This is a genomic window from Rhodococcus sp. WS1 (genome assembly GCF_003797745.1).
In the GTDB taxonomy this organism is placed as follows: Bacteria; Actinomycetota; Actinomycetes; order Mycobacteriales; family Mycobacteriaceae; genus Rhodococcus_F; species Rhodococcus_F erythropolis.
Map to the genome: position 1 here is coordinate 95,745 of NZ_RKLZ01000005.1, position 25,069 is coordinate 120,813.

The window sequence follows — 25,069 nt, forward strand, 5'->3', positions numbered from 1 at the left end:
TCGGACAACTCCGGACTGATGCTAGTTTCCTACCGTGAATTCCAGTATCGTTAATTGGACCGGTCCGGTCGGGACCTGCCCGCGATTTCAGATCGTTATCGTCGGCGAATAGACGACTATTCATTTCTCGGAGGGACAGTCGCTGTGATGCCCGTTCATTTGCGCGACAGCGCAATACCCAAACATGAGCAGTTGCGCACCATTCTCCTGCGCAAGTGCACCCAAGAACTCCAGCCTGGCGACTTGATGACCAGCGAGCGAAACCTGATGCAGGACTACGGCGTCAGTCGGATCACTGTTCGCGAGGCCATCGGCCAGTTGGTCAATGACGGACACCTCGTGCGTGTGCGTGGCAAGGGCACCTTTGTCGCGCACCGCGCTGTCCAGTCCAAGCTGCACCTTGCGTCGTTCACCGAGGAGATGAGGGCCCAGGGGCATCACCCCACCACAGTGGTCCTGGTCAGTGAGCAGGGGCCGGTCCCCGAAAGCACTGCTGCCGCACTGAATATGAGACCGGGTTCCGAGGGTTATCACGTCAAGCGCTTGCGCCTCGCCGACGGCGAGCCGGTGAGTGTGGACGACGGCTGGTTCAATCCGGAACTGTTGCCTGGTCTACTCGACATGGACTTGACGGGTTCGATCTACCGGGCGACCGCTGACAAGTACGACAAGCCGATCGACCGGGCAGAGCAGACTGTCAGTGCAGATGGTGCCAGTACGGAGATCGCGACTCTCCTCGGCACTCGTAAAGGCGCTCCGGTCCTGTACTTCGATCGAGTGTCGTTCAGTGAGATCGCGCCGGTCGAACACACCCGCAGTTGGTACCGATCCGACCGCTACCAGTTGCAGATGGAAGTGCAGGGCCAGGCGCGGCCCAAAACGCGCGGAGACCAATAGCCATCGTTCGAAACGAAAGGGCGAGCACACCTTCCGGTGTGCTCGCCCTTTGCGTTACGCCGACCAGTCGAACAGAGTGTCGCCTGTGGCGACGTCCCCACCGACGGAAGGGGATTCGACGGTGTCCGGTTTGGAATCCATTACGACAACCGGGCAGATCGCCGAGTAGCCGGTCGTGTCGATGTGCGCTGGAGCGAAGCTGACAATGGGATCACCCGCATCGACGGTGTCACCCTCGGCGGCGATGAGCGTGAATCCGTCGCCTTCCAGCTTGACCGTGTCGATGCCGATATGGACCAGCACGCCGGTGGCCTTCTCGCCAAGGATCACAAACGCGTGGGGGTGAAGTTTCAGGATCTTTCCGCTGATCGGCGCCACGACCGTGAGCGGGCCTTGACCGCGGGCGGGTTCGATCGCGACGCCCGAGCCGACCATCTGCTGTGCGAAAACCGGGTCCGGGACGTCCGCGAGTGCGACGACCCGGCCGGGCAGCGGGGCGAGGACGACCGTCACAGGATGTCCTCGATGTCCTCGGCAAGGGTGTCGGCCTCGGGCCCGACGATGACCTGGACAACCGTTCCGGCTTTGAGCACGCCGTGTGCGCCGGCAGCCTTGAGAGCGGACTCGTTCACCTTCGCTCCGTCCTTGACCTCGGTACGCAGGCGGGTGATGCAAGCCTCGATCTCGACGATGTTCTCTGCGCCGCCGAGGCCCTTGATGATTGCTTCCGCTTTCGACATTTGCTGCTCCTGATTGTCGGGTTGGTCGTGATCGTTGAACGGTCGTACAGGTGGGCTGACTAGTTGCTGGTCAAGGCTATCCCGGTTACGTATGTCACATTTGGGTGTTGACAACTCGCCTCCACCAGGTAAAACTACAACTGGTTATGACCGGACAGTACCCGTTGGAAGTCCGGCTCCACAACAGTTTCGACAAAACGGTTTTGCCCTCACTTCCGAGCATGAACCGTGACCTGCATTTTCACGAAACCTGCACGTGCACGACACCCGAATTTCCAGAACCAGCGGCCGATCGCGACGCGGCCCGGCGAACGAAGAAGGTCCTTGATGACTCTCGAAGACACCCCGAAGAAGGAATCGAAAGTGTTCGCCGGGGTTCAACGCCTCGGCCGAAGCTTGATGCTTCCGATCGCCGTTCTGCCGGCTGCGGGAATCTTGCTCCGCCTCGGCCAGGACGACCTGCTCGGGCGATTCAGTTCGATGCACAGTGCCGCGGCAGTGATCTCTGCGGCAGGGCAAGCAGTCTTCACGTGGCTGCCGCTGATCTTCGCCGTCGGTATCGCGATCGGCTGGGCCAAGAAGGCCGACGGCTCGACTGCCTTGGCAGCCGTCGTCGGCTACATGGTGATCGACGGAGTGTTCAAGGCGATGTCGCCCATCGTCCTCGAAGGGAAGACCGACCCGAACGGGGATCAATCACTGATCAACTACGGTGTGCTCGCCGGTATCGTGATGGGCTTGCTGTCGGCGATCTTGTGGCAGCGGTTCTATCGAACGAAGCTTCCCGATTATCTCGGATTCTTCAACGGGCGCAGGCTCGTTCCCATTCTGACAGCGATCACCGGTCTTGTCGTCGGTGTCCTGATGGCATTCGTCTACCCGTTGTTCAACTCCGGATTGAACTGGGTCGGTGAAGCAGTTGCTTCCAATACCGTTGTGGGCGGCGGCATTTACGGCGCAGCGAACCGCCTCCTGATCCCCACCGGCTTGCATCACATCTTGAACTCCGCCGTGTGGTTCCTGATCGGCGACTACCAGGACGCGAGCGGACAGATCGTTCGCGGTGACCTCAACCGGTTCTTCGCCGGCGACCCATCTGCCGGCACGTTCATGACCGGCTTCTTCCCGATCATGATGTTCGCCCTCCCCGCTGCAGCCTTCGCAATCTGGCGCAACGCCAAGCCTTCTCAGAAGAAGCTCGTCGGCGGCATCATGCTCTCCACCGGCCTGACTGCTTTCCTCACCGGTATCACCGAGCCGCTCGAATTCTCCTTCATGTTCGTCGCGTGGCCGCTGTACGTCATCCACTCGCTCCTGACCGGAACGTCGATGGCCTTGGTCAATGCGCTGGGGATTCACGACGGATTCACGTTCTCCGCAGGCTTCTTCGACTACGTGTTGAACTTCGGCAAGGCAACCAACGCATGGATGTTGATCCCGATCGGACTCGGCTACGCCGTGATCTACTACTTCCTTTTCAGCTTCGTCATCAAGAAGTGGAATCTGCGCACGCCGGGACGAGAAGAAGAGGTCGAGGTGGCCGCAGGTGAGCCCGACGCCGCGCTGCTCGAGGCCGAACTGGCACTGGCTGCCGAAGGTGACAGCCGCACCGACGCCCCGCTCGTCGCCGAACTGGAAAACAAGCTCGACAAGGAACTGGGAGGACGCTGATCATGGCGATCGCAACCACGACAATCGGATCCCGAGTCGGGCTCCACGCACGACCCGCAGCGCTCTTCGCGCGCGCCGCGGCCGACCTGCCGGTCGACGTCACCATCTCGCTGGGCGACGGCGAACCCGTCGACGCCTCCAGCATGTTGTCTGTCATGACTCTCGGAGCCGCATTTGGGGATTCGGTGACGTTGCGTGCTGACGGTGACGGCGCCGATGCTGCGGTCGGTTCGCTCGCAGAGCTTCTCGCCTCCGAACTGGACGAAGCCTGATGACGGCGAGTGTGGACAACCGCATCGCGGGTATCGGAGTGAGCGCGGGTTCGGTCTGTGCGCCGTGGTTGCGATTCTCCACGCCTGAGCCGACTTCGGCGTCGGACCCGATCACCGGCAGTCCCGAGGCGGAGCTGATCAGGATCCGTGAGGCACTGGACGCCGTCGCGGAGGAACTGCTTTCGCGTGCAAAGACAGTCGAGGGCGTATCGGCGGAGATCCTGACGACGTCGGCTGCGATGGCGCGCGATGCGGGCATCGTGAAGGCGGCCAAGGCGAACCTGGAATCGGGGCTGCCGACCGCACACGCCGTCGCAGTTGCCTTCGACGCATTCTGTGAAAAGCTCACGGCGCTCGGTGGGTACATGGCCGAGCGGGCAACGGATTTGCGCGATCTCGGGCAGCGAGCCGTGGCCGTTCTTCGCGGGGAACCGATGCCCGGAATCCCCGCTCCCGGTCATCCGTACATCCTGGTGGCGCGCGACCTCGCTCCGGCAGATACAGCGACGTTGGGCAACAGTGACGTGGTCGGATTGTTGACTGCCGAAGGAGGTCCGACCAGCCACACCGCAATCTTGGCGAAGTCGCTCGGAATCCCGGCCGTGGTCAACTGCTCGGGAACCGATCTGCTGGCGGAGGGAAAACTCCTCATCCTCGACGGCACCACCGGGACGGTCACCATCGATCCCTCGGCAGAAATGCGCGAGCGCGCTGTCCTCGAAGCATCGTTCGTGGCAGAGCAGTCAGCTTCGGCACATGGTCCAGGACGCACGCGTGACGGGTTCGCGGTGAGGTTGTCGGCCAACATCGGAACCCTCGAGGACGCCGCGCGGGCCGGGGCGGCGGATTGTGAGGGCGTCGGACTGTTCCGTACCGAATTCTCGTATCTCGGGCGCCACGACGCACCTTCGGTGGAGGAGCAAGCGCAGACGTATGCGTCGGTGCTCGGGCACTTCGCCGGACAGAAGGTGGTGGTCCGCACTCTCGATTCGGGTTCGGACAAGCCGTTGCCGTTTCTCGATCTCGGGGTCGAGGAGAATCCGGCCCTTGGTATCCGCGGACTTCGTGTCGGCACGGTCTATCCCGACACCCTCATCAGTCAGCTCGACGCCCTCGCGGCGGCAGGCACCGCGACGGGCGCCGATCTGTGGGTGATGGCGCCGATGGTAGCCACTGCCGACGAGGCGAAAGACTTTGCAGAACTTGCGCGTTCGCGGGGGATCGGCAAGGTCGGAGCAATGATCGAGATTCCAGCTGCCGCGTTGCGAGCGAAGGATATCCTCGAGCACCTCGATTTTGTCAGTATCGGCACCAACGATCTGAGCCAGTACACCTGCGCCGTGGATCGTATGGCCGGAGGCCTGGCGCAACTGCTCGATCCGTGGCAGCCGGCGGTCCTCGATCTGATCGCGATGGTCGGTCAGGCGGGCGCCGACGCCGGGAAACCTGTTGGTGTGTGCGGAGAATCCGCGTCGGACCCGCTGTTGGCTCCGGTTCTGGTCGGTTTGGGCGTGACGAGTCTGTCGATGTCGGTCCCGGCATTGGGCGCAGTTCGCGCGCAACTGGCCTCTCTCGATCTGGCGGTGTGCAAGGACATGGCCGCTGCGGCGCGGGGCGCGCGAAACCCGCTCGAGGGTAGAGCAGCTGTCGCGCGGATTCGCGAGTCAGCATGAGTACATCAGGCTCGGCTGCTGTCGGCGATCCGCTCGTACTGCGGGGAACGGTGATCGGGTCTCCGATCGGCAAGATTCACGACGGAGTTGTGGTCGCGGACGGTGAGAAGATCAGCTGGGTCGGCTCGGCTGCGGACTACATGGCGTCCGCACCGGTCGTCGTCATTCCGGAACGCACCGACACGGTGATCATGCCCGGCCTGATCGATGTCCACAGCCACGGCGCAGCTGGTGCTGGTTTCCCGAACACCGACGCCGATGGTGCGAGCCGCGCTGCGGCGCACCATGGTGAGCACGGCACGACCGGAATGCTGGCCAGCCTGGTCTCTGCACCGCGCGCAGATCTGGTCCGACAAGCAACGATGCTCGCCGATCTGGTCGAACGCGGAGAACTTCTGGGTATCCACCTCGAGGGGCCGTTCATCAACGGCGTTCGCTGCGGTGCCCAGGATCCGGCGGCGATCGTGCCCGGCGATCCGGACCTTCTCGAAGCCGTCTGTGACGCTGCGCGGGGGACCGTGCGGTCCATGACCTTGGCGCCCGAGACCGAGAACTTCGAAGAGTTGCTCGCGATCATGCGTCATCGCAATATCGTGCCGAGTTTCGGTCACACCGATGCGGACGCGGCAACGACATCGGCGCGCATCGATGCTGCGGTGCAAGGGGATTGGGCCGGTCAGATCAGCGCAACCCACCTCTTCAACGGGATGCCGCCCCTGCACCATCGATCTCCGGGTCCCGTCGCGGCGTGCCTGGCGGCTGCCGCGAGAGGCGAGATGGTGGTGGAACTGATCGCAGACGGTGTGCATCTTGCGCCCGAGACCGTGTCGATGGTCTTCGACTCTGTCGGACCGGACCAGATCGCCTTGGTCAGCGATTCGATGGCCGCGGCCGGAATGGACGACGGCGACTACCAACTCGGTGCGCTCGACGTCACGGTTGCCGAGGGAGTGGCAAGACTCGCGACCACTGACGGCAGTTCCGGTGCCATCGCCGGAGGGACTGCAAGATTGCTCGACGTGCTTCGCAGCACTGTCTTCGACGGCGGGGTCGCGCTGGAAGACGCTGTCGCAGCGGCAACTCGGAGCCCTGCGCGTCTGCTGGGGCTTGGCGACCTGATCGGATCGCTGGCCGTGGGCTGCCGAGCCGACATCCTTGTCACCGATCGTCACTTGCGCCTGGGGCGTGTACTACTCGGCGGAAAAGCCGCCGGAAAGGAACAATCATGGAAATCGTAATTCAGCCGACACCCGCGGAGGTCGACTCGACCGTCGCGGACATCGTCGAAGGCTACGTCAGAGCCGGGGCGACGACGCTTGGGCTTGCAACGGGGTCGTCGCCGATCGGAACCTATCGTGAACTGGCAGCGAGGCATCGCGATGCCGAACTCGACTTCTCGCTGGCTCGGGCGTTTCTGCTCGACGAGTACCTGGGATTGCCGAAACGCCATCCGCAGTCGTACTACTCGGTGATTCGGTCGGAGTTCGTCGATCACGTCAATCTGGATCCGGCGATGGTGTCGAGTCCCAACGGTGAAGCGCCGTGCCCGGAGAAAGAGATCGCACGATACGACCAGAGCATCGCGGCGGCCGGGGGAGTGGACGTGCAGTTGCTCGGCATCGGCACCGACGGTCACATCGGCTTCAACGAGCCAGGATCGTCGTTAACCTCGAGAACTCGCGTGAAGACGCTGACCGAGCAGACCCGGATCGACAACGCACGGTTCTTCGACGGGGTGGACGACGTCCCACACCATGTGCTCACCCAGGGTCTCGGAACCATCAGCGATGCAAGGCATCTGGTGATGATCGCGACCGGAGAAGGTAAGGCCGATGCGATCGCCGCAGCCGTCGAAGGTCCGTTGTCTGCGTTCTGCCCAGCTTCGGTGATGCAATTGCATCGCCATGTCACCGTCGTGATCGACGAAGCTGCGGCCAGTTCGCTCAAACTTGCCGACTACTACCGGTATGCGCTCGAGCACAAGCCGTCGTGGCAGTCCTTCTGACATGACGGTTCTGGAGCTGGCGGTGCAGGACGTGCGGGGGGCGAGGATCGCACGTTCGGTAGGAGCGACTCGAGTCGAGTTGTGTGCGGCGCTCGGTCCGACGGGGGGATTGACGCCAAGCATTGGAGTGATCGAGGCAGCGTCGGAAGTGGGGATCGCGGTTCACCCGCTGATCCGTCCGCGCGCCGGAGGTTTTGTGTTCTCACCCGACGAAGTGTGGGTGATGGAGCACGACGTACGTGCGGCCGTGGCCGGTGGAGCTTCCGGCATCGTGGTCGGCGCGCTGACAGAAGACAATACGATCGACACCGTCGTGCTGCGTCGCATCATCGGATGCGTGGACCGTGCGAGGGTCGAGGTGACGGTACATCGTGCGATGGACGTGGTGGCCGACCGACTGACCGCGCTGGACGAACTGATCGACCTGGGCGTGACCCGCGTGCTGACGTCCGGGGGTGCGGATACCTGCAGCGAGGGTCTCGACGAGATCGGTCGAATGGTCGAACACGCCGCGGGCCGGATCCAGATCATGGCCGGTGGCGGAATAACCGTCGACGACATCCCGGCAATCGCCGCCGTCGGCGTCGATGCGGTGCATCTCTCGGCACGCAAGGTTGTCGCGGTGTCCGGTGGCCCGGGCGGGGGATCGGACGGATACGACGTCACCGATGCAGTAGTCGCGCAGGAAGCGGCAGCCGCGCTCCGCGCTGTGCGCCTTTATTAACCCCCCGCGGTTAATAAAGGCGCACGGCCCTTGGGCTCTAGACATACATGGACATCCAACTATAGGATGGTAGACATATTCACTGCTGCCTCCTGGGCGGTCCATACGAGCAAGGAACGGGTTAGCACAATGGTTGAAAATGCGACGGTTCACGAGTTGACGCACTTCGTCGGTGGCAAGCGTGTTCCCGGGACATCTGATCGATTTGCGGACGTGTTCGATCCCAACACCGGCAAGGTGCAGGCCCGCGTCCCCCTCGCGAGCAAGGCCGAGACCGAAGCCATCATCGCCAATGCCGAAGAGGCGCAGCAGGTGTGGGCAGCATTCAACCCGCAGAAGCGCGCCCGCGTGCTGATGAAGTTCCTGCAGCTCGCTCAGGCCGAGATGGATTCTCTGGCCCGCCTCCTCTCGTCCGAGCACGGCAAGACCGTCGCCGACGCCAAGGGTGACATCCAGCGTGGCCTCGAGGTCATCGAGTTCGCCGTCGGCGCTCCGCACCTGCTCAAGGGTGAATTCACCGAGAGTGCCGGCACCGGCATCGACGTGTACTCCATGCGTCAGCCGCTCGGCGTCGTCGCAGGTATCACGCCCTTCAACTTCCCCGCGATGATCCCGCTGTGGAAGGCCGGCCCCGCCCTCGCCGCCGGTAACGCCTTCATCCTCAAGCCCTCCGAGCGTGACCCCTCTGTCCCGCTGCGACTGGCTGAGCTGTTCCTCGAAGCCGGACTGCCTGCGGGTGTGTTCAACGTGGTCAACGGTGACAAGGAAGTTGTCGACGTCCTGCTCACCGACGATCGCATCAAGGCTGTTGGCTTCGTCGGCTCCACGCCGATCGCTCAGTACATCTACGAGACGGCCGCAGCTCACGGCAAGCGCGCACAGTGCTTCGGTGGCGCCAAGAACCACGCCATCGTCATGCCGGACGCCGACCTCGACGAGGTTGCCGACGCCCTGATCGGTGCAGGCTACGGCAGTGCCGGTGAGCGTTGCATGGCCATCTCGGTTGCCGTTCCCGTCGGTGAGGAGACCGCGGACGCTCTTGTCGCGAAGCTGAAGGAGCGCGTCGCGAAGCTCAAGATCGGTCGCAGTGACGACGAAGGCGTCGATTTCGGACCGCTCGTTTGCCAGGATGCCCTCGACCGCGTCAACAACTACGTGCAGATCGGCATCGACGAAGGCGCAACGGCAGTCGTCGACGGCCGCGGCTTCACCCTCGAAGGCCACGAAGGTGGATTCTTCGCCGGCGCAACCCTGTTCGACAACGTCACCTCGGACATGCGCATCTACAAGGAAGAGATCTTCGGACCTGTCCTTCAGGTGGTCCGCGCTGCCGATTACGAAGAGGCACTGCGTCTTCCGACCGAACATGAGTACGGCAACGGCGTCTCCATCTTCACCCGCGACGGCGACACCGCGCGTGACTTCACCGCTCGCGTCAACGTCGGCATGGTCGGCGTCAACGTGCCGATCCCGGTCCCGATCGCGTACCACACCTTCGGTGGCTGGAAGCGCTCCGGCTTCGGTGACCTGAACCAGCACGGTCCCGACTCCTTCCGCTTCTACACCAAGACCAAGACGGTGACGCAGCGTTGGCCTTCCGGCAAGAAGGAAGAGACCAATCACTTCGTCATCCCCACGATGAACTGATCGGACTACCTTCCATGTTTACTCTGACCGATGACGAGCGGGCGATTCGTGACACTGCCCGCGACTTCGCGGCCGAGCATCTGGCGCCCAACGCAGTGGAGTGGGATCAAACCAAGCATTTCCCGGTGGACGTCCTCCGTAAGGCGGCGTCCCTGGGAATGGGCGGGATCTACATTCGTGAAGACGTGGGCGGCAGTGAGCTGAGCCGCGTCGACGCTGCCCGGATCTTCGAAGAGCTGGCCAAGGGCGATCCGTCGATCGCCGCGTACATCTCCATCCACAACATGGTCACGTGGATGATCGACCAGTTCGGCAACGACGAACAGCGCCACAAGTGGGTCCCCGGACTCTGCTCGATGGATCAGTTGGGCAGTTACTGCCTCACCGAACCCGGCGCTGGCTCCGATGCTGCGGGCTTGAGCACCAAGGCCGTTCGTGACGGCGACGACTACATCCTCAACGGCGTCAAGCAGTTCATCTCCGGCGCAGGCACTTCCGACGTGTACGTCGTGATGGCACGCACCGGATCTGCCGGTGCCAAGGGGATCTCGGCGTTCATCGTGCCCAAGGATTCGCCCGGACTGTCGTTCGGTGCCAACGAGGTCAAGATGGGCTGGAACGCGCAGCCCACCCGTCAGGTGATCTTCGAAGACGTGCGAGTTCCTGCCGCCAACATGCTCGGTGAAGAGGGCAGCGGCTTCCGCATCGCTATGAAGGGTCTCAACGGCGGCCGGCTGAACATCGCCGCCTGCTCGGTCGGTGGGGCCCAGACAGCGCTGGAGAAGGCAGTCGCATATCTGGTGGACCGCAAAGCTTTCGGTTCGGCACTGATCGAGTCGCAGGCCCTGCAGTTCCAGCTCGCCGACATGCGTACCGAACTCGAAGCGGCCAGGACGTTGCTGTGGCGCGCCGCTGCCGCACTCGAAGACGGAGCGTCCGACGTCGTGGAGTTGTGTGCGATGGCCAAGCGCTTCGCCACCGACACCGGATTCGACGTAGCCAACAAGGCTCTCCAGCTTCACGGCGGGTACGGCTATCTTGCTGAGTACGGGATCGAGAAGATCGTCCGCGATCTTCGGGTTCATCAGATCCTCGAAGGCAGCAACGAGATCATGAGGGTGGTCATCGCGCGAAGCGTGGTCGCATCAGGTCAGGGAAAGCAAGGAGCAGCATGAGCGACGAGCTCGAGGTATTGATCGAAAAGCGTGACGGACTGGGGCTCATCACCCTCAACCGGCCCAAGGCGATCAACGCCCTCAACCACTCGATGGTCAAGGCGATGGCCAAGGCACTCGCGGAATGGAAGTCCGACGACGACGTCAAGGCGGTCGTACTCACGGGCGCCGGCGATCGTGGTCTGTGCGCCGGCGGCGACATCGTCTCGATCTACCACGACGCCAAGGACGGCAAGACCGGTTCGCTCGATTTCTGGCGTGAGGAGTACATCCTCAATTCCGAGATCGCGAACTACCCGAAGCCGTACGTCGCAATCATGGACGGGATCGTCATGGGCGGCGGCGTCGGAGTGTCCGCACACGGCGACATTCGCATCGTGACCGAGCGCTCGATGATCGGAATGCCCGAGACCGGAATCGGTTTCATCCCTGACGTGGGCGGAACTTACCTGCTCTCGCGTGCTCCCGGTGAACTCGGAACGCACATCGCGCTCACCACGGCGCGACTGAGCGCCGGCGATGCCATCGCAGCAGGCTTCGCGGATCACTTCATCCCGTCGGAGAACATCGAGACGTTCATCGCCGCACTCGCGTCGTCTTCGGTTGCCGACGCCGTGGCGCAGTACGCGGAGCCGGCTCCGGTGTCGGAACTGTTGGCCCAGCAGAGCTGGATCGACGCCGCGTACTCTGCCGACGACGTCTCCACCATCGTCGAGCGTCTTCGAGCGAGTGGAATCCCCGAGGCGGAGAAGGCAGCGGAGCAGATTCTCGGCAAGTCCCCGATTGCACTGTCGGTGACCCTGCGATCCCTGCGACATGCCAAGGAAGCAGCAAGCTTGGAAGAAGTCCTCAACGAGGAGTTCCGGGTCTCGACGGCAGCGCTCGCCTCACACGACCTGGTCGAGGGTATTCGCGCCCAGGTAGTCGAGAAGGACCGAAACCCGAAGTGGTTGCCGGCAACCCTCGAAGATGTCACGGCTGAATCCGTCGATGCCTACTTCGCCCCGCTGGGCGACAACGAGCTCGGACTCACCCCTCAACCGCAAGGCAACTGATCACCGCCGAAGGAGCATCACTAATGAGCACCATTGGATTTATCGGACTCGGTCACATGGGTGGCCCGATGGCGGCCAATCTCGTCAAGGCCGGACACAAGGTCGTCGGTTTCGATCTGGCACCCGCGGCGCTGGAGCAGGCAGTCAAAGACGGTGCATCGGTAGCGGATTCGGCGGTCGATGCCGTTCGCGGTGCCGACGTCGTGATCACGATGCTGCCGAGCGGTAAGCATGTTCTGGGTCTGTACGAAGAGCTGCTGCCGGTGGCAACACCGGGCACGCTGTTCATCGACTGTTCCACCATCGACGTCGCCGACGCCCGCGAGGCACACGACAAGGCCGAAGCGGCCGGTCACCGCAGCGTCGACGCACCGGTCTCCGGTGGAGTCGTCGGGGCTACCGCAGGCACGCTGGCATTCATGGTCGGCGGTTCCGAGGCTGACTTCCAGGCCGCGTCACCGTTGCTGGACGTGATGGGCCGCAAGGTCGTTCACTGCGGCGACGCCGGTGTCGGCCAGGCTGCCAAGATCTGCAACAACATGATCCTCGGCATTTCGATGATCGCGATCAGCGAGGCATTCGTGCTGGGCGAGAAGCTCGGCCTGAGCAACCAGGCGCTCTTCGACGTGGCGTCCAACGCCTCGGGGCAGTGCTGGGCACTGACCACCAACTGCCCGGTACCGGGACCGGTGCCCACCAGCCCGGCCAACAACGACTACCAGCCCGGCTTTGCTGTCGCGCTGATGGACAAGGACCTCGGTCTGGCTGCAAATGCGCTGCGCAACAACGGCGTCGATGCGGAGATCGGGCTCAAGGCCGCGGAACTCTACAGTCGCTTCCACGCCGCGGGCGGTGGCGGTCAGGACTTCTCTGCCATCATCAACGACATCCGTGACCGTTCGACCGAAGGACAGTAGTGACCGACTTCAACACCATCATCCTCGAGCGTAAGGGTCGCGTCGGCGTCATCACGCTCAACCGCCCGAAGGCTCTCAACGCCCTGAACTCCGAGCTGATGAACGAGGTCGTCGCCGCGGTTGCCGACCTCGAAGCGGACAACGGCATCGGAGCCATCCTGATCACCGGTTCCGAGCGCGCCTTCGCCGCCGGCGCCGACATCAAGGAAATGCAGTCCAAGACGTACATGGACGCATACGTCGAAGATTTCTTCACCCCGTGGGACCGCGTCGCAGCCGCTCGTAAGCCGCTGATCGCCGCCGTCTCCGGGTACGCGCTCGGTGGTGGCTGCGAACTGGCGATGCTCTGCGATTTCATCATCGCTTCGGATACCGCGAAGTTCGGCCAGCCCGAGATCAAGCTCGGTGTCATTCCGGGTATCGGTGGCTCACAGCGCCTTACGCGCGCCGTGGGTAAGGCCAAGGCCATGGAGCTGTGCCTGACCGGCCGCAACATGGACGCAGAAGAGGCCGAGCGCGCAGGCCTGGTTGCCCGGATCGTTCCGGCCGCCGATCTGCTCGACGACGCATTGAAGACCGCAACCACCATCGCCGAGATGTCGCTGCCGATTGCGATGATGGCCAAGGAAGCGGTCAACCGTTCCTTCGAGACCACACTCGCCGAGGGCGTCCGCTTCGAGCGTCGGGTGTTCCACTCGACCTTCGCGACGGAGGATCAGAAGGAAGGCATGACCGCGTTCGTGGAGAAGCGGTCCGCCGAGTTCAAGCACCGCTGAAATTCGTTAGCGCTGAACTTTCGAACAGCTGAAACTGCCCTCACACTCGTCGAGAGTGTGAGGGCAGTTTCTTTGTGTGTACGGGTCGTCGGTTCACCACTTGGTGGGCGCGCCGCCGGTGTCGAAGTCACCCGCAGTCTTGCGAAGTTCAGTGAGGATCGTCACCAATTGCTCGAGCTTGTCCTGCTGGAGTCCGGGGTGTGCGAACACTTTGCTGTTGAGCATTTCAGTGGCTTCGAGGGCCAGCGCGCGACCCGCGTCGGAGATCTCGATGAGCGTCGCACGTCGATCGCTGGGATGCGGGACCCGTCTGACCAGCTCCGCTTTCTCCAAGCGGTCGACGGCATTGGTGACGCTGGTGGGGTGAACCTGGAGTCGGGCGCTTGCCTTGGCCATCGGGAGCGCGCCCGACCTGGTGAAGGTGAGAAGCGTCAGCAGTTCGTAGCGGGCGAAGGTCAGCCCGAGAGGCTTGAGTACCTCTTCGACCCGCGCCATCATGATCTGCTGCGCACGCATCACCGACGTGACCGCAGCCATACCGTCGGCGACATCGCTCCAACCGTGCTTCGTCCACTGACGATGCGCCTCTTCGATGGGGTCGAGGGGGAGCGGCGCGGGGGGAGACATAAGTTCGATCATCCCATGCTGGCAAGCGGTCGGGTGCCTTGTCTGATTGTGTGTCGCAGCCGCTTACGTCTGTAGAGTCCCACGGGTGATTTCAATCCTCGTAGCGGGTGGCGTCTCGTTGTTCGTCGCGCTCTTCCTGACTCCGTTTCTCATTCGTGTGCTTTCGCGGCAGGGGCTCGGGCACGAGATTCGGATCGAGGGTCCGCAGAGTCATCAGGGCAAGCGTGGCACCCCGTCGATGGGCGGCATCGCGATCATCGCCGGCATGTGGGCGGGCTACCTGGCGGCACACATCATCGGTTTCGGCTCGCGGCTACCGCGGTTGTCTGCATCCGGTTGGCTGGTTCTCGCGCTCGCCACGTCACTGGGAATCGTCGGCTTTCTCGACGACTTCATCAAGATCCGTAAGAAGCGCAATCTCGGGCTCAACAAGACAGCGAAGACCGTCGGTCAGCTCGCGAGCGCCATCATCTTCGGCATTCTCTTCCTGCAGTTCTCCAACAACAACGGAGTCACCCCCGGAAGCCAGTACCTGTCCCATGTGCGAGATATCTCGGTGTTCTCCATGGGTGCCATCGGCTTTGTGGTCTTCTTCTGCATTCTGGTGTTCGCCTGGTCCAACGCCGTCAATTTCACCGACGGTCTCGATGGTCTCGCGGCCGGTTCGATGGGCATGATCCTGGGGACCTACGTTGTCATCGCCGGTTGGCAGTACCGGAACTCGTGTGTCCTCGAGCCTGCCGCCGGCTGCTACGACGTTCGTGACCCCCTGGATCTCGCTATCGTCGCTGCCGCGGCAGGCGGGGCGTGCCTCGGCTTCCTCTGGTGGAATGCCGCCCCGGCTCAGATCTTCATGGGTGACACCGGCTCCTTGGCGCTGGGCGGCCTGGTGGTCGGCCTGTCCGTCACGACGCACACCGAGCTGCTGATGGTCATCATCGGCGCCCTGTTCGTGGCTGAGATCCTGTCGGTGATCATCCAGGTTCTGGTCTTCCGATCGTCCGGCCGACGCGTATTCAAGATGGCCCCGATCCATCATCACTTCGAGTTACTCGGTTGGCCGGAAACCGTCGTGATCGCAAGATTCTGGATCTTCGTCGCGATCTCGTGCGTCCTGGGACTTGCCACCTTCTACAGCGAGTGGTTCTCCGCTGCCGGTTAGACCGATTCACTCTTTCGGGTCGTATCACTCTTTCGGGTCGTAGCCAGAAGAGCGACCAGACCGAGCGACACACACGCCGTCATCGTGACGGCCAGGGCTGTGCTCGTGTTTCCCAGCAGGCCGACGGCCGGCGCGATGGCCGCACCGACGCCGAACTGGAATGCACCGAGCATTGCCGCGGCAGTACCGGCCGCTTCGCCGTGACGAGCGAGCGCCAGTGCCGGGGCGTTGGGAAGAACGAACCCGATGGCACCGGCCATGACCCACAGTGCGATCACGAATCCGGCGAGCCCGCCCAGTTCCAGGACCGCGACGGCAATGACGACGGCCCCGGAGACAACGGCAGCCACGAGGGCCCACTTGGTGATCTGCTGAGGAGTCCAGCGATCGAGCAGTCGGACGTTGACCTGCGAAGCACCGATCAACGCAATCGCGCCCGCACTGAAGAGCAGTGCGAACTCCTGCTGATTGAGGCCGTACTGATCTTGATAGACAAACGACGCGCCTGAGACATACGCGAACAACGACGCCATACCGACGCTGGAGACGAGCGTCAGGACCATGAACGTGCGGTCGCCGAGCAGCGAACCGTAGGTGCGGAGAACCGACTTCAATCCGCTCGGGCGACGCTTTTCCTTCGGCAGTGTTTCGGACAGTCCGAAAGCACCGATCATCGCTGTGCCGACGCCGATCAGTGCCAGGACGACGAAGATCCCGCGCCAGTCGAGGGCGACGAGGAGGGCGCCACCGATGCTGGGCGCCAGGATCGGCGCAACGCCGAGCACGAGCATCAGCCGGCTCATCACGACGGCAACGGTGTTACCGCTGTAGAGGTCGCGGACGATCGCCATGGTGACCACTGCCGCGGCCGCCGCGCCCATGCCCTGGAAAACCCGCAGGATGCCGAGGACCGCGATGCTCGGTGCGAAGACCGCCAGCAGCGAAGCCAGGATGTGCACACCGATCCCGGCGAGCAGCGGCTTCTTGCGGCCGAGAGTGTCCGAGAGCGGCCCGACCAACAGCTGTCCGAGTGCGAGGCCGATGAGAGTTCCGGTGATCGTCAGCTGAACCGTTGACGACGAGACCCCGAGATCGGCGCCGATATCCGGCAGCGCGGGCAGGTACATGTCGATGGTGAAGGGCCCGAGCGCAGTCATGGAACCGAGGGCAAGAATCTTCCCGACGCTGGGCTTACGGTCGACACTGCTCATTTCCAGCGGGGCTGCCTCCAAGGGCGGAGCTGCCTTCACGGGCGGGGCAACGGCGGTGTTCTCGGCACTCATGAAACCTTCTGGGTTGTCTGGGTCTGGCGAACTGCTCGGTCGTTCGGGCGAAATTCGTATGATCTGCGCCCGCCGAGGGAGTCAGCATCGAGACTGACCGATTTGTTCCCGAAGAGCTCGCAGTTTTCCCAGAGACTGGAACGGCGGGTGGGATCGCACTCGAATCATGCTGAGCGGAACTGTGGTTCGACGCCGTGACTCAGGGCAGAGTTACTCACTGACGCGGGTGTGGCTGAGTGGCTAGGCACCGGCCTGCAAAGCCGTTCACACGGGTTCGAGTCCCGTCATCCGCTCGTGTCGAAGACCGGCAGGCATACCGCCTGCCGGTCTTCCTTGTGAGGTCCCGGTTCACGGGGTCGGCTGCGATAGTCTGGGCTGCCGGAGCGAGCGGACCATATGAGTGAGGCACTGAATTGATTTCGGGACAGGACCTGCGATCACGGCGCTTGGACGTGGGGATCAGTCAGTTCCAGTTCGCCCGCCGAGCGGGAGTCTCGTCAGCCGTCGTCTCCGCGTGGGAACTCGACAAGGCGTATCCGAAGCCACCGGTGGCGCGAGCAGTTCTCACAGCCCTCTCCGCGTTGGAAGCGGCAAAGCGTGAGGGCACGTACGCGGCCCCGCGGAAGCGATCGAGTGGTAGTAGCCGTGCGCGTCGAGCGACACCGGTCAACGACCCCGCATCGGTGGCCAGGCGTGCGGTCGCGGCGGCAGGAAGAGGAGCCCCCACCGTACTGACGGCGTTCTCCGGTTGTGGGGGTATGGCCGAAGGCTTTCGGATGGCGGGGTTTTCGGTGGAGGGATACATCGAAGTCGTTCCTGAGGCGCGCGCGACCTTCGATCGGAACTTCCCCGGCGCGAGGTGCCTCGGCGAGGACATTCGGGCGATCGACGAAGCCCGGGTGAAAGATCTTCTGGCACAAGTGGACATCGATGTGTTGGCTGGGGGACCGCCGTGTCAGGGGTTCAGCCTTGCCGGTCGGCGAGACCGCGACGATCCGCGCAACCATCTCTTCCGGAACCTGCTGCAGCTCGCCGAATTGGTGAAGCCGAAGGTCTTGGTGATGGAAAACGTGCGACTGCTGCTCAGCATGAAGGACCCGGACGGTGGGATGGTCGTCGACCGGATTCTCGGCGAGATGGCTGCATGCGGTTACGACGCGTCGGTCAACACGGTCAATGCGCAGGATTACGGCGTCCCGCAGTTCCGGGAACGAGTGTTCATCGTGGCGACCCGCCGCGACAGTAGTATCGGGCCGCTGTGTTTTCCGCCGAAGACTCACGGCGTGAATGGTGTTGCGCCGCTGAGGACTTTCCGCGATGCCACCGTCGACCTGGCTCCGCTGGAATCCGGACAGGCCTGCGAAACGGACCCGCTGCACTGGGCCGTCGAGCATCCCGAGCACGTCCTGCGGTGGCTGCGTGATGTGCCGGAAGGAATGTCGGCTCACGACAACGAAGATCCGGCCATGCGACCGTCGTCCGGATACAACACGACGTACAAGCGACTGCGGTGGGACGAGCCGGCGTCGACGGTCGGAACCACCTTCGGGATGATCTCGGCTTCCCGCAACGTGCACCCGAAACACACGCGATCCTTGACCGTTCGAGAAGCTGCTCGCCTCCAGACCTTTCCCGACGACTACGTATTCGAAGGCAAGTGGGGAGCGGTGCGCACGATGATCGGCAATGCGGTGCCGCCGCAGCTGGCTGCGGTGCTTGCTTCCGAAATCAGCGAGGGTCTGGGCTTCCGTACGAGGCCGGATGCTCGCGCATCCAAGACAAATGAATCCCGGTAATTCGTCCGACTTCTTGGCGCGTCACCGTTGCCTTGCGACTTGAACTACTGCCTTGCGACTTGAACTACGTGGGCCCAACTGACCCCTGCAGGCGCTGCGCCGTCGAGCGCTTCGTTGAGAGCAGGAAGAGTTGACCGCAGGACGCGACGGAAGATGCGTTCGTCTACGTCGATGCCTGAGAAGAACGACAGCGTGGTGGTGGATGCATGGGATGCGAGAACGAAGGCTAGATCAATGTCCGAGTGGGGAAGTCGCTGGACAACACCGGAGACGATCCTGTCGAACAGATCGATCGTCTGTGGCCGGTATGGGCCGTGTAGGTAGTACGACGATAGTCCGACGTTCTCCACGGCGAGGTTCCGCAATTGCCCATTTACCTCGACGAGGTAGTTGATCCAGTCGTCGGAGGAGTCCACCACCGTGTCGATGGAGTCGAGTAGTCGGGCAGCCGTGCGCCCGCGCAACTCCTCCCGACTTCGGACGTAGTTGTACAACGTGCCCTCGCTGACGCCGAGATGATTCGCGATCTGCGCCATCGTGAATGTGTCGAGCCCGAAGTGCAACACCGCATCGAGTAGCGACCCGAGGTCGAGACGCTTGGGACGGCCAACTGCCCTTTTTCTCGGTTGACTCGGTGTCGTATTCACTGAACCAGTCTAGGCAGGCCGATGGATGCAGAGCAGACCTCTGTCTGCCTTGGTGTCGGCGTAGTTTATGAGTGTTCCTCATTAATAGGTTACCCTTACTGTATGCCTCGAACAGTGATGATGAAGGAACCTCCCCGAACAATGCTTGCGCGCCGCAATGCCGTTTGTCGCGCTGCAGCGATCGCGTCAGCAATTGCAGTGGTGCTGACGGCGGTAGTTGGCTGTAGTGCCGATGTCGGTGAAAACAAAGTGATGGAGACATCGACGTCGAACGCTTTTCCTGTCACCGTGGAGCACGCACATGGTGAGGTGACGATCGAAACCGCTCCGTCCAGGGTTGTGGCTCTGGGTGCGGGGGACGCTCAAATTGCGTCCGCTTTGGGAATGGAAATTGTTGGGGCGGTGCGTAATCCGTCGTCGCTGGACGGAAACTGGTCGGGGATGATCCTTCCATCCGAAGTTCTCACATTGGATTCGACAACCCCGAATATCGAGGCGATCGCAGCACTTGATCCTGACGTCATTCTCGCAACTACGGCGCAGGCCGAGTACGACAAGGCCTACGAGGTGCTCAGCCGTATCGCGCCGGTGATTTCCTACAAGACTGCGCTCCTTCAAGATTCGGGTGATGAATTGACCGAGTTGATCGGTATGGCTCTCGGTCGCAGGGGAGCGGCCGAATCCCTCGTGGTTCAAGCGAGGGGTGCAATTGCTGATTTCAGATCGAGTCATCCAAATCTGGAAGGGAAGTCGTTTGCGTACGGTCAATATGCAGGTGGGACATTGTATTTGCTTGGCCAGGAGAGCAACCCGTCTGCGCGGTTCTTGTCGTCGCTAGGTATGAGGGGATCTTCCGCGGTATCGGCGGCAGCAACCGAATCAACGGCGGCTTTTGTGAAATTCTCCCCGGAGGGTTTCGGCATACTGGATACCGCCGACGTAGCCATGATCAGTACATACGGTGAAGGTTCGACCGAGGAATTCCTATCTCTCCCGACCGTGACAGGTCTCGTTTCGACAGGGGAACATAGGTTGATCGTGATCGATCAGGAACTTTCGAGTGCCCTACTGTTTCCCAATCCGGCGACTACCGAGTTTCTATTGGATCGGATGTCCGGAGTACTTGCCATTGAGGATCGGGCCGGAGGGTGACGTCGGTTCGACGTGCGCTGCACCGCCTACTTTCGGATCCTTCAGAGTATCCGTTTCATGGTGAAGCGGTGGTTCGCGAAGTGTCCAGGGTGGGTGCGAACTTCATTCGGCTCACACTGCATAGCAAGGACTTCGATCGATACCAGGACCCCGCGCCTGGTGACGCGATGAAGCTGCATCTTGCACCCGGTGAGCATCGCGTCTATACAGTCAGGAGGTTTATGCGTTCTGAATCCATCGTCCTGGTCGACATTCTCGATCACGGCGATGGGCTCGGTGTAAGGTGGGCTGTCGCTGTCAGGCCAGGGGACACGGTCGCCTTCACCGGCAGGCGTCCGGAATTTCTTCCGTCGGATGATGTCGACGGGTACCTCTTCCTTGCCGACTCTGCTGCTGTTCCGGCTATCGCCGCGATCTTCGAGAGTCTTGGTGAAACAGACTCGGTCACTGCGGTTCTGAAGACGCCGGCATATGAGGATCGCGCTCTGGTTCGGGTCTGTCCGCGCTGGGATGTGGAGTGGTTGGCCGCTGGCGACTCTCTCGTGGACGCAGCCAGATTGCTGTCTCCGACGCCCGCTCGACTGCAGGGGTGGATCGGTACCGAAACAGTTACTGCACACCAGTTGAGGGAATTGATGCTCGACAGGTACATGCACATCGACGATCTGAAGGCAGGCGTGTATTGGTCCAGTGAAGAAACCTGGACCGAGAGCTACAACCGATCCGTGGAACGATTTCTACGACTGAAGGCGGAGGGGCAGGACATGACCGATCCCAACGTTCTCGAAAAGCTGACCTTCGACGATCGGCATTCATGAAGCACCTACGGAAAATGGGGCCGACAATGTCGGCCCCATTTCGAGTTACGCCCTGGCAGGGGTGTGGTGCAAGCGAATCAGCTGAGGTTGAGCTTGGCGATCAACGGCTGGACGACCTTGATGATGTCGATGACGGCGCTGAGGGTGTTGATGGAACCCATGTTTCGGTCCTCCGTGTCGTATGTACAGGTTTGTATGTACAAGGTTGTGTCTGCGTGGTGTTTCTGTACGACCTTGTGTCGCAGACACAAGTTAGCAAACTGGACGCTTGTTTTGGTCGAAATGACCACTTTGCGCTGAAGTTGCTGAAAAGTTCACGGATTGTTCAGGAGCGGAAACAAAAAACAGGCCGGACTCCCCGAAGTCCGGCCTGTCGATGACGCTTTGCGATCAGCTGAATGCCGAAAGTGCGCTGATGAGGCCGATGCCCGCAACTGCGACCTTGAGGACACTCAAGACGTCTTCGAGCTTGACACCCTCGGGCAATACGTTTTCGACAGACTCCATGTTGGATCCTTCATGTGTTGGGGTCGTGGTCCAGCGCCACTGCAAGCAAGATACCCAATCGTGACCACCTGTGAAACCCCGGCGCGAAGATCACAGTTTTGTTGCGCCGGACTCACTGGCCGTCGCAGCCATGGTGGCCGCCACTATTTGTTCCACGCTGATGCCCGCCGCCGGTAGGCAGTGGTAGAAAATTCGTTCGCAGAGGTCGACCATCTCGCCTCGTTCGAGGGTCGGCTCGTCGATCCAGTTGACGACTATTTCCTCCATGAATGCCTGCCACCCGGCGATGGTCGCCTCGACGGTCGCATTCGATTCGATGCCCAAATTTGTGAGCGCGGCGACGATCCATGTGGTGAACGTTCGGCGCATCCCGCGATAGATCGTGCGCATCCGGACGTCGCCACTGCCGGCCATACGCATCACGGCGAGGTAAATGGTGGGGTGCTCGATAACGGCATCGACGAAAGTTTCGATACCTGAACGCAGCTGGGACGTGATCGGTAGTTCGGGATCCGGTCGCATTCGATCTTCGAGATCGGCCGAGGCAGCCTCGAGGATGGCGTTCTGGAAACCCTTCTTGTTCTTGAAGTAGTGAAACAGCAGTGGCGGCGAGACACCGGCCTCGGCTGCGACGCGATCCATCGACAGTTGGTCGAAAGGCTCGGTCCGCAACATGTGTACTGCTACCTCGAGGATTTGCCTCTGACGGTCTTCGGGGGAGCGGGGGACTGCGGCCATTCCGACATCTTATGTATTGGTTCGGAAGGTTCATTGACTTTTACTCAACGCTGTCTATAACGTGAGGTAACACATACGTGAGGCGAGGAGTCCGACAGTGTCTGCTTTCGACATCGTGGTCAACGACGGGTTGTGGTTCGACGGGACGGGGGCTCCTGGTCTGCGTCGAAATCTCGGAATTCGAGACGGCGTGGTCGCGGAGGTGTCCACGACGCGCCTGGAGATCGGGCCGGACACCGAGGTGATCGACGCGGCCGGCAAGTGGGTTCTCCCGGGCTTTGTCGACGTCCACACGCACTACGACGCCGAAGCCTTGGTCAGTCCAGGCCTCCCGGAATCGGTTCGCCACGGCGTCACTACGGTCGTGCTCGGCAATTGCTCACTGTCGACGGTGTATTCGACCCCGCGTGAAATCGCTGACCTGTTCAGCCGGGTCGAAGCAGTTCCCCACGACGCGGTGCTGCGCATCCTCGAAGCGAACAAGACCTGGACCGGTCCCGCGGCCTACACCGCCGCACTCGAAGCCCTTCCCCTCGGACCCAATGTCGCGGCATTCATCGGCCACTCCGACATCCGCACGCACGTACTCGGATTGGGGCGCGGCACCGACAAGAAGGTCAAGCCGACCCGCTCGGAACTCGGCCGGATGGGCTCGATGCTCGAGGACGCCATCGATGCGGGGATGCTTGGCCTGTCGTCGATGACCAATGCCCTCGACAAGATCGACGGCGACGAATACCGTTCTCGCTCTTTGCCGTCGACGTATGCACGGTGGAAAGAGCTCCGATTCCTCAACCGCATCCTTCGTGATCGCGGAAAGATCTTGCAGAGCGCTCCGACCATCAACCTGCATCCGAACGTCGCGGCGTTCTTCGCCGAAAGCTCCGCCATCGGACGCAAGAAGCCGCTCAAGACGTCGCTGCTCTCCGGTGCGGATTCGAAGGCCTACCCGGTGATCGTGTACTTCATGCTCGCTGCGGCCCCACTGCTCAATCGCTTCGCGAAGACCGATTTCAAGTGGCAGCACCTTCCGGTTCCCTTCACCGTCTACGCGGATGGAATTGACCTCGTCGTGTTCGAGGAGTTCGGTGCCGGCGCCGCCGCTTTACATCTCAAGGACCAGGTGGAGCGCAACGAACTGCTCCAGGACGAGTCGTACCGTCGCGCATTCCGTAAGGACTACGACAACAAGTTCTCACCCCGCATCTGGCATCGCAATTTCTACGATGCGGTCATCGTGGGATGCCCGGACGAGACGTTGATCGGCAAGAACTTCGGTCAGGTCGGTGACATCCGCGGAGTGCACCCGGTGGACGCGTACCTCGACCTGGTGGTGAAGTACGGGCGAGATCTTCGCTGGCGCACCACCATTGCCAATCACCGGCCCAAGTTCGCGAAGAAACTCGCCGCGAGTTCCGGTGTGCAGATGGGCTTCGGCGATGCCGGCGCACATCTGCGCAACATGGCGTTCTACAACTACCCGGTGCGACTCCTCAAGCGCGTCAAGGACGCTCAGAGTGACCGCAAGCCGTTCCTCACCATCGAGCGCGCAATCCACCGCCTGACCGGTGAACTGGCGGACTGGTACGGCATCGACGCCGGACATCTACGCCAGGGCGACCGCGCGGACTTCGTTGTCATCGATCCAGCCGGGCTCGACGAGTCGGTCGACGGCTTGTTCGAGGCAACCGTTCCCGAGTACGGCGGGATCAGTCGAATGGTCAACCGCAGCGACGATGCGGCCGTCGCGACAGTGATCAACGGCCGACTCGTCTACCGCGAAGGTGAATTTGCCCCGGGATTCGGCATCGAAAAGACAGGCCAGTTCCTGCGCGCAGGTGAAAAGGCTCCGATTACACGGGCCGCGAAGACTAGCGTGGCGCTATGACTACGCCGGCGGATCGCCTCACCTCGTACTCCCGGTCCGGGCTGACTTTCGACGTACGCGACGAAGGACCGGCAGACGGTCCGGTCGTGGTCCTCCTGCACGGATTTCCGCAGGATTCCCGCTCATGGGATCACCTCGCGCCGTTACTGCACGCCCGCGGCTTCCGCACCGTGGCGCCGGACCAGCGAGGGTACTCACCCGGTGCCCGGCCGAAAGCGCGCTGGGCCTACCGCGGGTCCGAACTCGCCGCCGACACTGTCGCGCTGATCGACACACTCGGTGTGGGGAAGGTGCACCTGGTCGGCCACGACTGGGGTGCCGCGGTCGCGTGGCAGGTGGCTGCCGAACGGCCGGATTTGCTCGATACCGTTACCACGGTGTCGGTTCCGCACCCGCTGGCCTTCATCAAGGCGATGGTGACCAGCACTCAGGGACTGAAATCGTGGTACATGGGGGCGTTCCAATTACCCTTCGTTCCTGAGAAGATTCTGGCCTCGTCATCGCTGGGCGAGAAGTTCCTGGTCTCGAGTGGGCAGACGCCGGAGAATGCGCGGCGCGATCTGAACGCCATGCTCGCTCCCGGCAGACTGCGCGGCGGTCTGAACTGGTACCGCGCGATGTGGATGACCAAGCCGAACCCGGCAGCTGCCCGGGTCACCGTGCCGACCCTGCACGTCTGGAGTGACGGCGACGCCGCCATCGGGCCCAAGGGTTCTGCCCTCACTCCCGCGTTTGTCGACGGTCCGTATCGGTTCGAAGTTCTCCGGGGTGTGAGCCACTGGATTCCCGACGAGGCGCCGACGGAGTTGGACCGGTTGCTCAGCGAGCATTTCAGCAGCTGACCGAGTTGCGGACTGAAGCCCCCGCCGTCCGGCGGGGGCTTCAGTCGTCAGCGAGGT

At 62.2% G+C, this 25,069-nt stretch carries 25 protein-coding genes and 1 tRNA gene; 19 read left to right on the top strand and 7 right to left on the bottom strand.

The features are described 5' to 3' along the window. Positions 1-147 precede the first annotated feature (147 nt). Positions 148-897, top strand: a complete 750-nt coding sequence (locus EEB12_RS30035; RefSeq protein WP_019749216.1) for a GntR family transcriptional regulator — start codon at positions 148-150, stop codon at positions 895-897. 54 nt (positions 898-951) lie between these two features. Here the strand turns inward: EEB12_RS30035 and EEB12_RS30040 are convergent, their stop codons facing one another. Next, positions 952-1,410, bottom strand: coding sequence for a PTS glucose transporter subunit IIA (locus tag EEB12_RS30040; protein ID WP_141489193.1), 459 nt, complete (start codon positions 1,408-1,410; stop codon positions 952-954). Next, positions 1,407-1,637, bottom strand: a complete 231-nt coding sequence (locus tag EEB12_RS30045) for a glucose PTS transporter subunit EIIB (protein WP_003941324.1) — start codon at positions 1,635-1,637, stop codon at positions 1,407-1,409. Before EEB12_RS30045 ends, EEB12_RS30040 begins: the two co-directional genes overlap by 4 nt. Before the next feature lie 327 nt (positions 1,638-1,964). On the opposite strand from EEB12_RS30045, the gene EEB12_RS30050 reads away from it, so the two are divergent. From EEB12_RS30050 to EEB12_RS30100, 11 genes are all read left to right on the top strand, one after another. Continuing rightward, positions 1,965-3,308, top strand: a complete 1,344-nt coding sequence (locus EEB12_RS30050; protein WP_019749213.1) for a PTS transporter subunit EIIC — start codon at positions 1,965-1,967, stop codon at positions 3,306-3,308. A 2-nt stretch (positions 3,309-3,310) separates the two neighbouring features. Continuing rightward, complete coding sequence (locus EEB12_RS30055) at positions 3,311-3,580, top strand: HPr family phosphocarrier protein (RefSeq protein WP_019749212.1); 270 nt, start codon at positions 3,311-3,313, stop codon at positions 3,578-3,580. Next, positions 3,580-5,253, top strand: a complete 1,674-nt coding sequence (gene ptsP, locus EEB12_RS30060) for a phosphoenolpyruvate--protein phosphotransferase (protein ID WP_020970070.1) — start codon at positions 3,580-3,582, stop codon at positions 5,251-5,253. Before EEB12_RS30055 ends, ptsP begins: the two co-directional genes overlap by 1 nt. Beyond that, positions 5,250-6,491, top strand: a complete 1,242-nt coding sequence (locus EEB12_RS30065; protein WP_020970069.1) for an N-acetylglucosamine-6-phosphate deacetylase — start codon at positions 5,250-5,252, stop codon at positions 6,489-6,491. The genes ptsP and EEB12_RS30065 overlap by 4 nt, the downstream gene beginning before the upstream one ends. Next, positions 6,479-7,258, top strand: coding sequence for a glucosamine-6-phosphate deaminase (gene nagB, locus EEB12_RS30070; RefSeq protein ID WP_021334281.1), 780 nt, complete (start codon positions 6,479-6,481; stop codon positions 7,256-7,258). The genes EEB12_RS30065 and nagB overlap by 13 nt, the downstream gene beginning before the upstream one ends. Before the next feature lies 1 nt (position 7,259). Next, entirely contained in the window at positions 7,260-7,982 is a 723-nt protein-coding gene (locus EEB12_RS30075) for a copper homeostasis protein CutC (RefSeq protein WP_020970067.1), read from the top strand. A 129-nt stretch (positions 7,983-8,111) separates the two neighbouring features. Then, positions 8,112-9,629, top strand: coding sequence for a CoA-acylating methylmalonate-semialdehyde dehydrogenase (locus EEB12_RS30080; protein WP_003941275.1), 1,518 nt, complete (start codon positions 8,112-8,114; stop codon positions 9,627-9,629). A 14-nt stretch (positions 9,630-9,643) separates the two neighbouring features. Next, a complete protein-coding gene (locus EEB12_RS30085) occupies positions 9,644-10,804 on the top strand; it encodes an isobutyryl-CoA dehydrogenase (RefSeq protein ID WP_020970066.1) in 1,161 nt (386 codons plus the stop codon). After that, positions 10,801-11,859, top strand: a complete 1,059-nt coding sequence (locus tag EEB12_RS30090; RefSeq protein WP_069147265.1) for an enoyl-CoA hydratase/isomerase family protein — start codon at positions 10,801-10,803, stop codon at positions 11,857-11,859. The genes EEB12_RS30085 and EEB12_RS30090 overlap by 4 nt, the downstream gene beginning before the upstream one ends. Positions 11,860-11,882: 23 nt before the next feature. Beyond that, positions 11,883-12,776, top strand: coding sequence for a 3-hydroxyisobutyrate dehydrogenase (gene mmsB / locus EEB12_RS30095; RefSeq protein ID WP_003941308.1), 894 nt, complete (start codon positions 11,883-11,885; stop codon positions 12,774-12,776). Beyond that, positions 12,776-13,552 carry an enoyl-CoA hydratase gene (locus EEB12_RS30100; protein WP_003941374.1) on the top strand — a complete coding sequence of 259 codons (777 nt, stop codon included), beginning with the start codon at positions 12,776-12,778 and terminating at the stop codon, positions 13,550-13,552. The genes mmsB and EEB12_RS30100 overlap by 1 nt, the downstream gene beginning before the upstream one ends. A 93-nt stretch (positions 13,553-13,645) precedes the next feature. On the opposite strand, the gene EEB12_RS30105 is transcribed toward EEB12_RS30100, so the two are convergent. Then, positions 13,646-14,179, bottom strand: coding sequence for a MarR family winged helix-turn-helix transcriptional regulator (locus EEB12_RS30105; RefSeq protein WP_020970065.1), 534 nt, complete (start codon positions 14,177-14,179; stop codon positions 13,646-13,648). 85 nt (positions 14,180-14,264) lie between these two features. On the opposite strand from EEB12_RS30105, the gene mraY reads away from it, so the two are divergent. After that, positions 14,265-15,341, top strand: coding sequence for a phospho-N-acetylmuramoyl-pentapeptide-transferase (gene mraY / locus EEB12_RS30110; RefSeq protein WP_003941316.1), 1,077 nt, complete (start codon positions 14,265-14,267; stop codon positions 15,339-15,341). Here mraY and EEB12_RS30115 read toward each other — a convergent pair. Then, positions 15,338-16,624: a multidrug effflux MFS transporter gene (locus EEB12_RS30115; protein WP_021334280.1), complete on the bottom strand. Its 1,287-nt coding sequence runs from the start codon at positions 16,622-16,624 to the stop codon at positions 15,338-15,340. The two genes, mraY and EEB12_RS30115, sit on opposite strands and share 4 nt — an antisense overlap. A 222-nt stretch (positions 16,625-16,846) precedes the next feature. Here EEB12_RS30115 and EEB12_RS30120 point away from each other — a divergent pair. Together EEB12_RS30120 and dcm are read left to right on the top strand one after the other, a co-directional pair. Continuing rightward, positions 16,847-16,917 (top strand) — tRNA-Cys (locus tag EEB12_RS30120). 120 nt (positions 16,918-17,037) lie between these two features. Then, positions 17,038-18,420, top strand: coding sequence for a DNA (cytosine-5-)-methyltransferase (gene dcm, locus EEB12_RS30125; RefSeq protein ID WP_258537547.1), 1,383 nt, complete (start codon positions 17,038-17,040; stop codon positions 18,418-18,420). A gap of 44 nt (positions 18,421-18,464) precedes the next feature. On the opposite strand, the gene EEB12_RS30130 is transcribed toward dcm, so the two are convergent. Continuing rightward, on the bottom strand, positions 18,465-19,067 hold the full coding sequence (locus EEB12_RS30130; protein ID WP_141489194.1) for a TetR/AcrR family transcriptional regulator: 603 nt from the start codon (positions 19,065-19,067) through the stop codon (positions 18,465-18,467). Positions 19,068-19,208: 141 nt separating this feature from the next. On the opposite strand from EEB12_RS30130, the gene EEB12_RS30135 reads away from it, so the two are divergent. Continuing rightward, the gene (locus tag EEB12_RS30135) at positions 19,209-20,219 is read left to right on the top strand and encodes an ABC transporter substrate-binding protein (protein WP_181447642.1); all 1,011 of its coding nucleotides are present in this window, start codon (positions 19,209-19,211) and stop codon (positions 20,217-20,219) included. 167 nt (positions 20,220-20,386) lie between these two features. Beyond that, the gene (locus tag EEB12_RS30140) at positions 20,387-21,037 is read left to right on the top strand and encodes a siderophore-interacting protein (RefSeq protein WP_141489196.1); all 651 of its coding nucleotides are present in this window, start codon (positions 20,387-20,389) and stop codon (positions 21,035-21,037) included. Between the two features lie 77 nt (positions 21,038-21,114). On the opposite strand, the gene EEB12_RS31020 is transcribed toward EEB12_RS30140, so the two are convergent. Continuing rightward, a complete protein-coding gene (locus tag EEB12_RS31020) occupies positions 21,115-21,240 on the bottom strand; it encodes a hypothetical protein (RefSeq protein ID WP_255246884.1) in 126 nt (41 codons plus the stop codon). A 394-nt stretch (positions 21,241-21,634) separates the two neighbouring features. Continuing rightward, positions 21,635-22,282, bottom strand: coding sequence for a TetR/AcrR family transcriptional regulator (locus EEB12_RS30145; protein WP_019749202.1), 648 nt, complete (start codon positions 22,280-22,282; stop codon positions 21,635-21,637). A gap of 97 nt (positions 22,283-22,379) precedes the next feature. Here EEB12_RS30145 and EEB12_RS30150 point away from each other — a divergent pair, with 97 nt between their 5' ends. After that, the gene (locus tag EEB12_RS30150; protein WP_141489197.1) at positions 22,380-24,170 is read left to right on the top strand and encodes an N-acyl-D-amino-acid deacylase family protein; all 1,791 of its coding nucleotides are present in this window, start codon (positions 22,380-22,382) and stop codon (positions 24,168-24,170) included. Next, positions 24,167-25,012, top strand: coding sequence for an alpha/beta fold hydrolase (locus EEB12_RS30155; protein ID WP_141489198.1), 846 nt, complete (start codon positions 24,167-24,169; stop codon positions 25,010-25,012). Before EEB12_RS30150 ends, EEB12_RS30155 begins: the two co-directional genes overlap by 4 nt. The last annotated feature ends 57 nt before the right edge of the window (positions 25,013-25,069 follow it).